The sequence below is a fragment of the Enterobacter cloacae genome, assembly GCF_011078175.1.
Classification (GTDB): domain Bacteria; phylum Pseudomonadota; class Gammaproteobacteria; order Enterobacterales; family Enterobacteriaceae; genus Enterobacter; species Enterobacter cloacae_Q.
In genome coordinates this window covers 1-12,892 of sequence record NZ_JAALCJ010000010.1, presented here as the reverse complement: position 1 = coordinate 12,892, position 12,892 = coordinate 1, and the positions used below count along the sequence as shown (strand labels likewise).

11 protein-coding genes and 1 riboswitch are annotated in these 12,892 nt (G+C 55.1%); of the genes, 8 read left to right on the top strand and 3 right to left on the bottom strand.

Annotated features, from left to right (window positions below; genetic code table 11):
- Positions 1-19: 19 nt before the first annotated feature.
- Complete coding sequence (argE, locus tag G6Q29_RS18885) at positions 20-1,171, bottom strand: acetylornithine deacetylase (RefSeq protein ID WP_165466708.1); 1,152 nt, start codon at positions 1,169-1,171, stop codon at positions 20-22.
- An 88-nt stretch (positions 1,172-1,259) separates the two neighbouring features.
- Here argE and argC point away from each other — a divergent pair, with 88 nt between their 5' ends.
- From argC to oxyR, 4 genes are all read left to right on the top strand, one after another.
- Complete coding sequence (gene argC / locus G6Q29_RS18880; protein ID WP_165466707.1) at positions 1,260-2,264, top strand: N-acetyl-gamma-glutamyl-phosphate reductase; 1,005 nt, start codon at positions 1,260-1,262, stop codon at positions 2,262-2,264.
- Positions 2,265-2,270: 6 nt separating this feature from the next.
- The gene (argB, locus tag G6Q29_RS18875) at positions 2,271-3,047 is read left to right on the top strand and encodes an acetylglutamate kinase (RefSeq protein WP_006808651.1); all 777 of its coding nucleotides are present in this window, start codon (positions 2,271-2,273) and stop codon (positions 3,045-3,047) included.
- Between the two features lie 74 nt (positions 3,048-3,121).
- Complete coding sequence (argH, locus tag G6Q29_RS18870) at positions 3,122-4,495, top strand: argininosuccinate lyase (RefSeq protein ID WP_165466706.1); 1,374 nt, start codon at positions 3,122-3,124, stop codon at positions 4,493-4,495.
- A 314-nt stretch (positions 4,496-4,809) separates the two neighbouring features.
- Positions 4,810-5,727 (top strand): DNA-binding transcriptional regulator OxyR, encoded by a 918-nt coding sequence (gene oxyR, locus G6Q29_RS18865; protein WP_165466705.1) that lies wholly within the window; start codon positions 4,810-4,812, stop codon positions 5,725-5,727.
- On the opposite strand, the gene sthA is transcribed toward oxyR, so the two are convergent.
- Positions 5,710-7,110 (bottom strand): Si-specific NAD(P)(+) transhydrogenase, encoded by a 1,401-nt coding sequence (sthA, locus tag G6Q29_RS18860; RefSeq protein WP_165466704.1) that lies wholly within the window; start codon positions 7,108-7,110, stop codon positions 5,710-5,712. The two genes, oxyR and sthA, sit on opposite strands and share 18 nt — an antisense overlap.
- Before the next feature lie 196 nt (positions 7,111-7,306).
- On the opposite strand from sthA, the gene fabR reads away from it, so the two are divergent.
- Both fabR and G6Q29_RS18850 read left to right on the top strand, forming a co-directional pair.
- A complete protein-coding gene (gene fabR, locus G6Q29_RS18855; RefSeq protein ID WP_003862059.1) occupies positions 7,307-7,945 on the top strand; it encodes an HTH-type transcriptional repressor FabR in 639 nt (212 codons plus the stop codon).
- Between the two features lie 9 nt (positions 7,946-7,954).
- Entirely contained in the window at positions 7,955-8,314 is a 360-nt protein-coding gene (locus G6Q29_RS18850; RefSeq protein WP_165466703.1) for a YijD family membrane protein, read from the top strand.
- Positions 8,315-8,386: 72 nt separating this feature from the next.
- Here the strand turns inward: G6Q29_RS18850 and trmA are convergent, their stop codons facing one another.
- Positions 8,387-9,487 (bottom strand): tRNA (uridine(54)-C5)-methyltransferase TrmA, encoded by a 1,101-nt coding sequence (gene trmA, locus G6Q29_RS18845; protein ID WP_165466702.1) that lies wholly within the window; start codon positions 9,485-9,487, stop codon positions 8,387-8,389.
- 104 nt (positions 9,488-9,591) lie between these two features.
- A riboswitch (cobalamin riboswitch) is annotated at positions 9,592-9,767 on the top strand.
- A gap of 66 nt (positions 9,768-9,833) precedes the next feature.
- Between trmA and btuB the strand changes: the two genes are divergently transcribed.
- Both btuB and murI read left to right on the top strand, forming a co-directional pair.
- A complete protein-coding gene (gene btuB, locus G6Q29_RS18840) occupies positions 9,834-11,684 on the top strand; it encodes a TonB-dependent vitamin B12 receptor BtuB (protein WP_165466701.1) in 1,851 nt (616 codons plus the stop codon).
- Positions 11,629-12,510 (top strand): glutamate racemase, encoded by an 882-nt coding sequence (gene murI / locus G6Q29_RS18835; protein WP_165466700.1) that lies wholly within the window; start codon positions 11,629-11,631, stop codon positions 12,508-12,510. Before btuB ends, murI begins: the two co-directional genes overlap by 56 nt.
- Positions 12,511-12,892: the final 382 nt, after the last annotated feature.

Below are 12,892 nucleotides of genomic sequence, written 5' to 3'. Positions count from 1 at the left end.
GGGAATTTTCGGTGCGGTTTTAATGCCAGCAGAAGTGATGCACAACCTGAGTAATGAGTTCGCGGGTGGGTTTGATGAAGCGGGTTTCCAGATACTCATCCGGCTGGTGCGCCTGGTTAATTGAGCCAGGGCCCAGGACCAGCGTAGGGCAAAGCGTCTGAATAAACGGCGCTTCGGTGCAGTAGTTCACCACGTCGGTTTTCTCACCGAGCAGCTTTTCTACCACTTCCACCAGCTGGTGATCCGGCGGGCATTCGTAACCCGGGATTGGCGGATGCAGTTCAGAGACCGTCAGGCGGCCCGGCCAGCGCTCGCTCACCGGGGCCAGCGCTTCATTCAGCAAGCCGTCGAGATCGCTCAACGTCATCCCCGGCAGCGGGCGGATGTCCATATGCAGCTCGCAGCAGGCGCAAATGCGGTTCGAGGCATCGCCGCCGTGCAGGCTGCCAAGGTTCAGCGTCGGGTAAGGCACGGTAAACGCCTCGTAGTGATAACGTTCTTTCAGCGAGTCGCGAAGGGTCATGATGCGGCCGATGGCGTCGTGCATTAGCTCAATCGCATTTACACCGCGCGCCGGATCGCTGGAGTGGCCGGACTGGCCCAGCACGCGCACGGCCGTCGAAATATGGCCTTTGTGCGCACGAATCGGTTGCAAAGAGGTGGGTTCACCAATGATCGCGCAGTCCGGGCGAATCGATGTATTTTCAGAGAAATAACGTGCGCCCGCCATGCTGGTCTCTTCATCGGCGGTCGCCAGAATGTAGAGCGGCTTCTTCAGGGTTGTCACGTCCACGTCACGCAGCGCGTCAAGGATAAAGGCGAAGAAACCTTTCATGTCGGCGGTGCCCAGACCATAAAGCTTGTTGTCATGCTCGGTCAGCGTGAACGGATCGCGCGTCCAACGGCCATCGTCAAACGGCACGGTGTCGGTGTGGCCAGCCAGCAGAAGGCCGCCTGCGCCATGTCCGGTGCTGGCCAACAGGTTAAATTTGTGGCGGGTTCCGGGGACGGGTTGTACCTCAACGTTAAATCCAAGATCGCTAAACCAACCCGCCAGCAGATTGATTAAAGACTCATTGCTTTGATCCAGCGCTTCTTCCGTTGCGCTGATGGACGGTGTGGCAATCAGGGCGCGGTAGATCTCGATAAATGGCGGTAAGTTCATTTTCATTGTTGACACACCTTAGGTCGTGATAGTATCAATATTCATGCAATAAATGTGAATAAAAATACATTAACGTTGAGCATAAAGGAACCCGATGTTGAATACGCTGATTGTAGGCGCTAGCGGTTATGCGGGCGCAGAGCTTGTAAGCTACGTAAATCGCCACCCACATATGACCATAACCGCTTTGACCGTGTCAGCGCAAAGCAATGATGCCGGAAAGTTAATTTCCGACTTGCATCCACAGCTTAAGGGCGTGGTTGATTTGCCTTTACAGCCCATGTCTGACATCAGCGAGTTCACCGACGGCGTCGACATAGTGTTTTTAGCCACCGCGCACGAAGTCAGTCACGACCTGGCGCCGCAGTTCCTGGCGGCCGGCTGCGTGGTGTTCGACCTCTCCGGCGCGTTCCGCGTTAACGACGGTGCGTTCTACGAAAAATATTACGGTTTCATCCATCAGCATCCGGATCTGCTCGAAAAAGCGGTGTATGGCCTGGCGGAGTGGAGCGCAGATAAGCTGAAAGAAGCGAACCTGATTGCCGTGCCGGGATGCTACCCGACGGCGGCGCAGCTTTCCCTGAAGCCATTGATCGACGCCGGTTTGCTGGATCTGCACCAGTGGCCGGTGATCAACGCCACCAGCGGCGTGAGCGGCGCCGGGCGCAAAGCGGCGATCTCTAACAGCTTCTGCGAAGTGAGCCTTCAGCCGTATGGCGTGTTTAATCACCGCCATCACCCTGAAATCACCACCCATCTGGGGGCGGAGGTGATTTTCACTCCGCACCTCGGCAGCTTCCCACGTGGGATCCTTGAAACCATTACCTGCCGCCTGAAGCCGGGCGTGACGAAAGAGCAGGTGAGCGAGGTCTTCACGCAGGCGTATGCGGATAAACCACTGGTGCGTCTGTACGACAAAGGCGTGCCGGCGTTGAAAAACGTGGTTGGCCTGCCGTTCTGCGACATCGGCTTCGCCGTGCAGGGCGAGCATCTGATTGTGGTTGCCGCAGAAGACAACTTACTCAAAGGCGCTGCTGCCCAGGCAATGCAGTGTGCAAATATTCGTTTCGGCTTCCCTGAAACGCAGGCTCTTATTTAAGGTGTGATGATGAACCCATTAATTATCAAACTCGGTGGTGTACTGCTGGACAGCGAAGAAGCGCTGGAGCGTCTGTTTACCGCGCTGGTTAACTATCGCGAATCACACCAACGTCCGCTGGTGATTGTGCACGGCGGCGGCTGCGTGGTGGATGAGCTGATGAAAGGGCTCAACCTGCCCGTGAAGAAGAAAAACGGCCTGCGCGTGACGCCTGCTGACCAGATTGACATCATTACCGGTGCGCTGGCGGGCACGGCGAACAAAACGCTGCTGGCGTGGGCGAAGAAACATCACATCGCCTCCGTGGGCCTCTATCTGGGCGATGGCGACAGCGTAAAAGTGACCCAGCTCGACGAAGAGCTTGGTCACGTTGGACTGGCGCAGCCGGGTTCGCCTAAGCTGATTAATACGTTGCTCGAAGGCGGCTTCCTGCCGGTGGTGAGCTCTATCGGCGTGACCGAAGAGGGCGAGCTGATGAACGTCAACGCCGACCAGGCGGCGACGGCGCTGGCTGCCACGCTGGGCGCAGACCTGATCCTGCTTTCCGACGTGAGCGGCATTCTTGATGGCAAAGGCCAGCGCATTGCGGAAATGACTGCCGCGAAAGCCGAGCAGCTGATCGATCAGGGCATTATTACCGACGGCATGATCGTTAAAGTGAACGCCGCGCTGGATGCGGCCCGCACGCTGGGTCGCCCGGTCGATATCGCCTCCTGGCGTCACGCGGAGCAGCTCCCGGCGCTGTTTAACGGCACGCCGATTGGCACGCGTATTTTAGCGTAAGTTTTTAGTGGATGACCGTAGGCCGGGTAAGCGCAGCGCCACCCGGCGGAACTAACGAATAAAGGAACGATGTTATGGCACTTTGGGGTGGGCGTTTTACACAGGCAGCGGATCAGCGGTTCAAACAGTTCAACGACTCGTTGCGCTTCGACTACCGCCTGGCCGAACAGGATATTGTCGGCTCTGTAGCCTGGTCCAAAGCGCTGGTGACCGTTGGCGTGCTGACCGCAGATGAACAGCAGCAGCTGGAAGTGGCGCTGAACAATCTGCTGGAAGAGGTGCGTCTGGATCCAGCGCAAATCCTCCAGAGCGATGCCGAAGATATTCACAGCTGGGTGGAAGGCAAACTGATCGACAAAGTCGGCCAGTTGGGCAAAAAGCTTCATACCGGGCGCAGCCGTAATGACCAGGTGGCGACCGACCTGAAGCTGTGGTGTAAAGAGACCGTCGGCGAACTGCTGGCAGCGAATCGTCAGTTGCAGAGCGCACTGGTGGACACCGCGCAGAACAATCAGGACGCGGTGATGCCGGGTTATACCCACCTGCAACGCGCGCAGCCGGTGACGTTCGCGCACTGGTGTCTGGCCTACGTTGAGATGCTGGCGCGTGATGAGAGCCGTTTACAGGATACCTTAAAGCGTCTGGACGTGAGCCCGCTGGGCAGCGGCGCGCTGGCTGGTACGGCTTATGAAATCGACCGTGAGCAGCTGGCAGGCTGGCTGGGCTTTGCCTCTGCCACCCGCAACAGCCTGGACAGTGTCTCTGACCGTGACCACGTGCTGGAGCTGCTCTCAAATGCCTCTATCGGGATGGTGCACCTGTCGCGCTTTGCCGAAGACCTGATCTTCTTTAACTCTGGCGAAGCCGGGTTTGTGGAGCTGTCCGACCGCGTGACGTCCGGCTCCTCCCTGATGCCGCAGAAGAAAAACCCGGATGCGCTGGAGCTGATCCGCGGTAAGTGTGGCCGCGTACAGGGCGCGCTGACCGGTATGATGATGACCCTGAAAGGGCTGCCGCTGGCGTACAACAAAGACATGCAGGAAGACAAAGAGGGGCTGTTCGACGCGCTCGACACCTGGCTGGACTGTCTGCATATGGGCGCGCTGGTGCTGGACGGCATTCAGGTGAAACGTCCGCGCTGCCAGGAAGCGGCGCAGCAGGGGTATGCTAACTCTACCGAGCTGGCGGACTACCTGGTGGCGAAAGGCGTACCGTTCCGCGAGGCGCACCATATTGTGGGTGAAGCGGTGGTGGAAGCGATTCGTCAGGGTAAAGCCCTTGAAGAGCTGACGCTTGCCGATCTGCAAAAGTTCAGCGCGGTTATCGGTGAGGATGTTTACCCGATTCTGGCCCTGCAATCCTGCCTGGATAAGCGTGCAGCGAAAGGCGGCGTGTCGCCGAAGCAGGTAGCGCAGGCGATTACGGATGCGAAAAACCGGTTGGTTTGAATTGGTTTGAATAGTGCGGGCTGGTGCCCTCACTCCGGCCCTCTCCCACAGGGAGAGGGAGAAAAACGGAGCCTGGCTTAGTGCTGGGCTTTTTTTTACGCAAAAAAAAGCGGACCACGGGGTCCGCAAAAGTTCACGTTGGCTTTAGTTTTTCGAGTTATGAGAGAAACTCGCTGACGGTGCGGGGTCGTTTTGGGTCAAACACGTACCGCTCGTCTATGTGATGTATTATTCAACAGAATGCTTGATAGGGATAATCGTTCGTTGCTATGCTATCTATCGCCATGAACTATCGTGGCGACGGAGGATGAATAATGAATATTCGTGATCTTGAATACCTGGTAGCGTTAGCCGAGCACCGCCATTTTCGCCGCGCGGCAGACTCCTGCCACGTCAGCCAGCCAACGCTGAGCGGTCAGATCCGCAAGCTGGAAGATGAGCTGGGCGTGATGCTGCTGGAGCGCACCAGCCGTAAGGTACTGTTCACGCAGGCAGGTCTGCTGCTGGTGGATCAGGCGCGCACCGTACTGCGCGAGGTCAAAGTGCTCAAGGAAATGGCAAGCCAGCAGGGGGAAGCGATGTCCGGCCCGCTGCATATTGGCCTGATCCCAACCGTTGGCCCGTACCTGTTGCCGCACATCATTCCGATGCTGCACCAGACGTTCCCAAAACTCGAAATGTACCTGCATGAAGCGCAAACCCATCAGCTGCTGGCGCAGCTGGACAGTGGCAAGCTCGACTGCGCCATTCTGGCGCTAGTCAAAGAGAGTGAAGCGTTTATTGAAGTGCCGTTGTTCGATGAGCCGATGATGCTGGCGATCTATGAAGATCACCCGTGGGCGAATCGCGATCGTGTGCCGATGGCCGATCTGGCCGGTGAAAAACTGCTGATGCTGGAAGACGGCCACTGTCTGCGCGATCAGGCGATGGGTTTCTGCTTCGAAGCGGGTGCCGATGAAGATACCCATTTCCGCGCAACCAGCCTTGAAACGCTGCGTAATATGGTCGCGGCGGGAAGCGGTATTACGCTGCTGCCTGCGCTGGCGGTGCCGAAAGAGCGTAAGCGTGATGGTGTGGTGTATCTGCCGTGCATTAAGCCAGAACCGCGTCGTACTATCGGCCTGGTGTATCGCCCGGGTTCACCGCTGCGCAGCCGCTATGAGCAGCTGGCAGAGGCCATCCGCGGTGCGATGGATGGCCATTTCGACAGCGCGTTAAAACAGGCGGTTTAAGCCATTCAGCGCGGCTACCCGATAGGCTTCCGCCATGGTCGGGTAGTTAAAGGTGGTGTTAACGAAGTACTCAATGGTGTTGCCACCACCTTTTTGCTCCATGATCGCCTGGCCGATGTGAATGATTTCTGCCGCGCGTTCACCAAAGCAGTGAATACCGAGGATCTCTTTCGTCTCGCGATGGAACAGGATCTTCAGCGTACCTACGCTCATCCCCACGATTTGCGCCCGCGCCAGGTGTTTAAACTGGGCGCGACCCACCTCGTAAGGCACCTTCATGGCCGTCAGTTGCTGTTCGGTTTTGCCGACTGAGCTGATCTCAGGAATGGTGTAAATACCCGTCGGGATATCTTCAATCAGATGCGCCGTCGCTTCACCTTTCACCAGCGCCTGTGCGGCGATGCGGCCCTGATCGTAAGCGGCGGAGGCCAGGCTTGGATAACCAATCACGTCGCCCACCGCGTATACGTGCGGCAGCGCGGTCTGATACATGCTGTTGACCTTGAGCTGACCGCGGCTGTCGGTTTCAAGCCCGATATTCTCCAGCTGCAATGAATCCGTGTTGCCGGTACGGCCGTTGGCATACAGCAGGCAGTCGGCTTTCAGCTTCTTACCGGATTTCAGGTGCATGATCACACCGTCGTCGCAGCCTTCGATTTTCTCGTACTCTTCGTTGTGGCGAATCACCACGCCGCTGTTCCAGAAATGGTAGGAGAGCGAATCTGACATCTCCTGATCGAGGAACGCCAGCAGCCGGTCGCGGGTGTTGATTAAATCAACCTTGACCTCCATACCCCGAAAGATCGACGCATATTCACAGCCAATCACGCCCGCGCCATAGATGATCACATGGCGTGGCTCGTGATGAAGGCTGAGGATAGAGTCGCTGTCGTAAATGCGCGGGTGGGAGAAATCTACGTCTGCCGGGTGGTACGGACGAGAACCGCAGGCAATCACAAACTTTTCAGCGGTAAGTGTCTCGATCGAACCGTCGTGGCACTCCAGCGCCAGGGTGTGTTCATCCACAAAATGCGCGTTCCCTTGCAGAATTTCACAGTGGTTGCGCTCATAAAAACCCTGACGCATGCGCGTCTGCTGGTTAATGACCGTGTCTGCGTGATTCAGGATATCGGCAAAGGAAGAACGAAGAAGTCGGGAATGGTCGCTGTAAAGAGGGTTCTGGTTAAATTCGATAATGCGGCTAACGGCGTGGCGGAGGGCTTTCGAAGGGATGGTACCCCAGTGGGTGCAACCGCCGCCGACGTTATGGTAGCGCTCAATAACCGCGACTCTGGCTCCCTGTTTTACCAGACCCATAGCAGCACCTTCGCCGCCGGGGCCGGAACCAATAACTATTGCGTCGTAATCGTAGGAATGTGGCATGGCAAGGCTTACCTGTTCTTATACATAAAAGCAACAGAATCATAACATCATTGCCAGGGTAACCCAATTATCGTTGTGCTTTTTTCGGGCAGTGGAGCACAAACCGCCCGTAAACAATCATTCACAAAGCCAGGTAAACAGATTAATTTTATTCTCTGGTATAGTGCCAACGGGCCTTTGGAAGGATTCAACTATCGTGATGGGCGTAAGAGCACAACAAAAAGAGAAAACCCGGCGTTCGCTGGTGGAAGCCGCATTCAGTCAACTGAGTGCCGAGCGTAGTTTTGCCAGTTTAAGCCTGCGTGAAGTTGCGCGCGAGGCCGGGATTGCGCCAACGTCCTTCTATCGTCATTTCCGTGATGTGGATGAACTGGGTCTGACCATGGTCGACGAGAGCGGACTCATGCTGCGTCAGCTTATGCGCCAGGCGCGGCAGCGTATTGCCAAAGGCGGCAGCGTGATCCGCACCTCCGTGTCGACATTTATGGAATTTATCGGCAATAACCCCAACGCGTTTCGTCTGCTTTTGCGCGAGCGTTCGGGCACATCGGCGGCATTTCGTGCCGCCGTCGCGCGTGAAATTCAGCACTTCATCGCGGAACTTGCCGACTATCTTGAACTCGAAAACCATATGCCGCGTGCGTTTACTGAAGCACAGGCCGAGGCGATGGTGACGATTGTTTTCAGCGCAGGTGCCGAAGCACTGGATGTCAGCATTGAACAACGTAAGCAACTCGAAGAGCGACTGGTATTGCAGCTGCGGATGATTTCTAAAGGTGCATACTACTGGTATCGCCGTGAACAAGAGAAGTTGGCACATCAAAATGATGAGTGAAGGTGAGTAATGAAACAGTCAGGTCAGGATAAAGGAACGTTGTTGCTGGCATTGATCGCTGGCTTATCCATTAACGGTACGTTTGCGGCGGTTTTCAGCTCCATTGTACCGTTCTCGATTTTCCCAATTATCGCGCTGGTGCTGACGGTATACTGCCTGCATCAACGTTATTTGAACCGCACTATGCCCGTCGGATTACCGGGGCTGGCCGCAGCCTGCTTTATTCTGGGAGTACTGTTGTACAGCACCGTTGTGCGTGCAGAGTATCCGGATATTGGTTCTAATTTCCTGCCTGCGGTGCTGTCTGTGGCATTGGTGTTCTGGATTGGCTCTCGCATGCGTAGTCGCAAGAGCCAATTATCCGAGTAGCCCGGATAAGCGAAGCGCCATCCGGCGTTTTTGGCAGGTGGCGCTTCGCTTACCTGCCCTTCAGGGCACGCATTACTTCGCCGTGAGCAGTACGCCGCACTCCATATGGTGCGTATACGGGAACTGATCGAATAGCGCCAGACGTTCAACCCTGTGCGTCTGGCTTAATGTTTCCAGATTCTTGCACAGTGTCTCCGGATTACAGGAGATGTACAAAATACGCGGGTACGCCTGCACCATCTTCTCGGTTTCGCTGTCCAGGCCACTGCGCGGCGGATCGACAAAAATTGTCTCACACTGGTAGCTCTTCAAATCAATCCCTTGCAGGCGGTTAAACGCCCGTACGCCGTTCATCGCCTGGGTAAACTCTTCTGCCGCCATACGAATGATTTGTACGTTATCAATATGGTTAGCCGCGATGTTGTACTGCGCGGCTGCCACCGAGGGTTTGGCGATTTCCGTCGCGAGCACGCGCTCGAAGTTACGCGCCAGGGCCAGCGAGAAGTTGCCGTTACCGCAGTATAGTTCAAGCAGGTCGCCCTTAGACCCTTCCGTCGCCTTGAGCGCCCACTCCAGCATCTGCACGTTCATGGCGGCATTCGGCTGGGTGAAGCTGTTCTCCACCTGACGATAAACCATCTCTTTACCTGCCACCGGCAGACGTTCGTCGACGTAATCCTGATCGAGCATGATTTTGGTTTTGGTCGCGCGGCCAATCAGGTGAACGTTGATGTTCTGCGCCCGCAGCGCATCGCGCAGGGCTTCTGCCTGTTCGCGCCATTCGTCGGTCAGCGCTTTGTGGTAGAGCAGAGAGACAATCGCTTGGTTGCTTTGCGTGGTCAGGTAGTCAATCTGGAACAGCTTGTTGCGCAACACCGGGTTGTTACGCACGCCGTCGATCGTCAGCGTCATCAGCTGGTTTATCAGTTCGCTCGCCGCCGGAAAACTGTCAACGCGAATGCGGGATTTCGTCTGCTGATCGAAAATGATGTGGTACAAGTCGTCGCCGTCATGCCAGATACGGAACTCGGCGCGCATACGGTAGTGGCTGACAGGGGAGCGGAACACCTCGGGAACGGGCGCGTTAAAAGGCGTCATCATACTTTGCAGGCGGACGACTTTCTCTGCCAGCTGCGCGTCGTACTGTTCTGTCGGGAGGTGTTCTGGGGTCATGATGCGTCCTGAGTGATAAAGAATTACGCGGGGATTGTAGGGATTGTGCAGGGGATGTCCAGATTTAATGGCTCATAGCTGTCTGGACATCTATACGTGTCTAATTGTAGCATTCTGTTTCCGGTCTCCTGAGAGTGAAAAGGGAATCCAGTGTAAATCTGGAGCTGACGCGCAGCGGTAACGACTGGCGGGATGAGAGTTGTAGACACTGTGAAAATGGGAAGTCTTCATCCGTATAACGCCACCCAGCCCGAAGACCTGCCGGGATCACGTCGCATTTGGTTTCATCATCGCGTGCTATCGATGAGGCCTGCGGCATCCTTCTTATATTGTGGATGCTTTAACAATGATTAAAAAAGTTTCGCTGTTGACGGCGTTTTCCGTCACGGCATTTTCGGGCTGGGCGCAGGAAAGCGCCGACTCGTTGGTGGTGACAGCAAACCGTTTCGAACAACCGGCAAAAACCGTTTTGGCTCCGACATCCGTCGTGACCCGTGAGGATATTGAACGCTGGCAGGCAACGAGTGTTGTGGAAATCATGTCACGCCTCCCGGGTGTGGACATCGCACAGAGCGGCGGGATGGGGTCGACCTCTTCAACGTTTATTCGCGGTACGGAATCCCGCCATGTTCTGGTACTGATTGATGGCATCCCCCTGAACAATGCCGGGATCAGTAACGTTCCCGATTTAAGTCAAATTCCGACGTCGCTGATTCAGCGTATTGAGTACATTCGCGGCCCGCGTTCGGCGCTGTATGGCTCCGACGCGATTGGCGGTGTGATTAACATCATTACCGGGCGCGACAAGCCGGGTGCGGAAATTTCTGCGGGTGTCGGTTCAAAGGGGTATCAAAACTATAACGGTGCCTTCCAGCAGGTGTTTGATAAAACCAAAATCACAATGGCGGGTGATTATACCTATACCCGTGGTTTTGACATTGCCGCAAAAGATGCGCCGCGCCAGCCAGACCGCGATGGTTTTATGAGTAAATCTCTGTTTGGCTCGGTGGAACAGCAGTTTACCGACAGCGTCAGTGGGTTCTTCCGCGGCTTTGGCTATGATAACCGTAACGGTTATGATGGCTATGACAGTTACGACGATAACTTTAATAAAACGGGCACGCCGGATACGCGTCAGCTTTATAGCCAAAACTGGGATACCGGGCTGCGCTATAGCCAGGGAATTTACCAGTCTCAGCTGGTGGCGGGTTATGGCCGTAGCAAAGACCTGAACTATGATCCGAGCAAAGGGCGCTATGCGGTATCCTCCACTATGGATGATGTGAAGCAATATACCGCTCAGTGGATGAATAACGTGACGGTCGGTCACGGTAACATCGGTGCAGGTCTGGACTGGCAAAAGCAAAAAACGCAGGCGGGTACAGGTCTTCTTAACCAGGGCTATGAGCAGCACAATACGGGCGTCTTCCTCTCCGGTATGCAGCAGTTTAATAGCGTAACGCTGGAAGCCGCAGCCCGTAATGACGATAACTCTAACTTCGGAAACCACAGCACCTGGCAAACCAGCGCTGCGTGGGAATTTGTAGAAGGGTATCGCATCATTGCCTCTTACGGTACGGCGTATAAAGCGCCAACGATGAGTCAAATCCACAGCGAGAAATACGGTAACCCGAAGCTTAAGCCTGAAGAGAGCAAACAGTGGGAAGGTGGCTTTGAAGGTCTGACGGGGCCGGTTAACTGGCGCGTAACGGGTTATCGTAACGACATTGATAACCTAATTGGCTACGACGCAAACTACCGTTACTACAATGTGGACGAAGCGCGTATTAAAGGCATTGAAGCCACGGCGCAGTTTGATACAGGTCCGGTAGGGCACAAGATTTCCTATGACTATGTTGACCCACGTAACACCAAAACCAATGAAATTCTGGCCCGCCGTTCTAAGCAACAGGTGAAGTATCAGCTTGACTGGCAGGTGTGGGATCTCGACTGGAATGTGGCGTACCGTTATCTGGGCACCCGCTATGACGTCGCCGTTGATCCGAATACCTATGCCACAGAACGCGTTAAAATGGGCGGCGTCAGCCTGTGGGACGTCGCGGTTTCATATCCTGTCACCTCTCATCTCACAGTTCGTGGTAAAATAGCCAACCTGTTCGATAAAGATTACGAGACAGTTTATGGCTACCAAACTGCAGGACGGGAATACACCTTGTCTGGCAGCTACACCTTCTGATCCGCGTCCCACCGTGCTGGTGTTCGATTCCGGCGTCGGTGGGCTTTCGGTCTATGATGAGATTCGGCAACTCCTGCCGGATCTCCATTATATCTACGCCTTCGATAACGTCGCGTTCCCGTATGGGGAAAAGAGTGAAGACTTTATTGTTGAACGCGTGGTTGAAATCGTCACCGCGGTACAAAAGCGTTATCCCCTGGCGCTGGCGGTCATTGCCTGTAATACGGCAAGCACGGTCTCTCTTCCTGCCCTGCGCGAAAAATTTCCGTTCCCGGTTGTGGGCGTTGTTCCTGCAATCAAACCCGCGGCGCGTCTGACGGCGAATGGCATTGTGGGGTTGCTGGCTACGCGCGGTACGGTAAAACGTCCTTATACGCGTGAGCTTATTGAGCGCTTTGCCAACGAATGCCAGATCGCCATGCTCGGCTCTGCGGAGCTGGTGGAAATGGCGGAAGCGAAACTGCACGGCGAGACGGTATCGCTTGAAGAGCTGCGTCGCATTCTACGTCCATGGTTGAGGATGCAGGAACCACCGGATACGGTTGTTCTTGGCTGCACCCATTTCCCGCTATTACAGGAGGAGCTATTAAAGGTCCTGCCTGAAGGGACCCGTCTGGTGGATTCCGGTGCGGCGATTGCGCGTCGGACGGCCTGGCTGCTGGAACATGAGGCACCGGATGCGAAATCAGCGGATGCGAACATCGCGTTCTGTATGGCGAGAACAAAAGAAACCGAACAACTTTTGCCCGTTTTGCAGCGTTATGGCTTCGAAACGCTCGAAAAACTGGCGCTAAAGCACGCTTTTGAGCAAAAAAGAGACGGTTGAACGTTTTTTTTCAAAGAGGGGTTGTCAACGTCTGAGAACTCCCTATAATGCGCCTCCACTGACACGGAACAACGGCTTACAAGCCGCCGGGACAGCGGGGTTCAGAGATGAACGCCAACAGAGAAAAGTGAAAATAATTGCTTGACTCTGAATGAGGAAAACGTAATATACGGGACCTCGCAACGATGAGCTGAAAGCCGCGTTGCAACTGCTCTTTAACAATTTATCAGACAATCTGTGTGGGCACTCAAAGTGACATGGATTCTTAACGTCCTCGGACGATAAATGAATACCAAGTCTCAACGAGTGAACACGTAATTCATTACGAAGTTTAATTCATTGAGCATCAAACTTTTAAATTGAAGAGTTTGATCATGGCTCA

What these genes read in the sequence shown, in the direction of transcription:
- argE (WP_165466708.1), bottom strand. Translation starts at nt 1,171, where the DNA reads ATGAAAATGAACTTACCGCCATTTATCGAGATCTACCGCGCCCTGATT.
- btuB (WP_165466701.1), top strand. Translation starts at nt 9,834, where the DNA reads ATGATTAAAAAAGTTTCGCTGTTGACGGCGTTTTCCGTCACGGCATTT.
- argB (WP_006808651.1), top strand. Translation starts at nt 2,271, where the DNA reads ATGATGAACCCATTAATTATCAAACTCGGTGGTGTACTGCTGGACAGC.
- G6Q29_RS18850 (WP_165466703.1), top strand. Translation starts at nt 7,955, where the DNA reads ATGAAACAGTCAGGTCAGGATAAAGGAACGTTGTTGCTGGCATTGATC.
- argC (WP_165466707.1), top strand. Translation starts at nt 1,260, where the DNA reads ATGTTGAATACGCTGATTGTAGGCGCTAGCGGTTATGCGGGCGCAGAG.
- sthA (WP_165466704.1), bottom strand. Translation starts at nt 7,110, where the DNA reads ATGCCACATTCCTACGATTACGACGCAATAGTTATTGGTTCCGGCCCC.
- argH (WP_165466706.1), top strand. Translation starts at nt 3,122, where the DNA reads ATGGCACTTTGGGGTGGGCGTTTTACACAGGCAGCGGATCAGCGGTTC.
- trmA (WP_165466702.1), bottom strand. Translation starts at nt 9,487, where the DNA reads ATGACCCCAGAACACCTCCCGACAGAACAGTACGACGCGCAGCTGGCA.
- murI (WP_165466700.1), top strand. Translation starts at nt 11,629, where the DNA reads ATGGCTACCAAACTGCAGGACGGGAATACACCTTGTCTGGCAGCTACA.
- oxyR (WP_165466705.1), top strand. Translation starts at nt 4,810, where the DNA reads ATGAATATTCGTGATCTTGAATACCTGGTAGCGTTAGCCGAGCACCGC.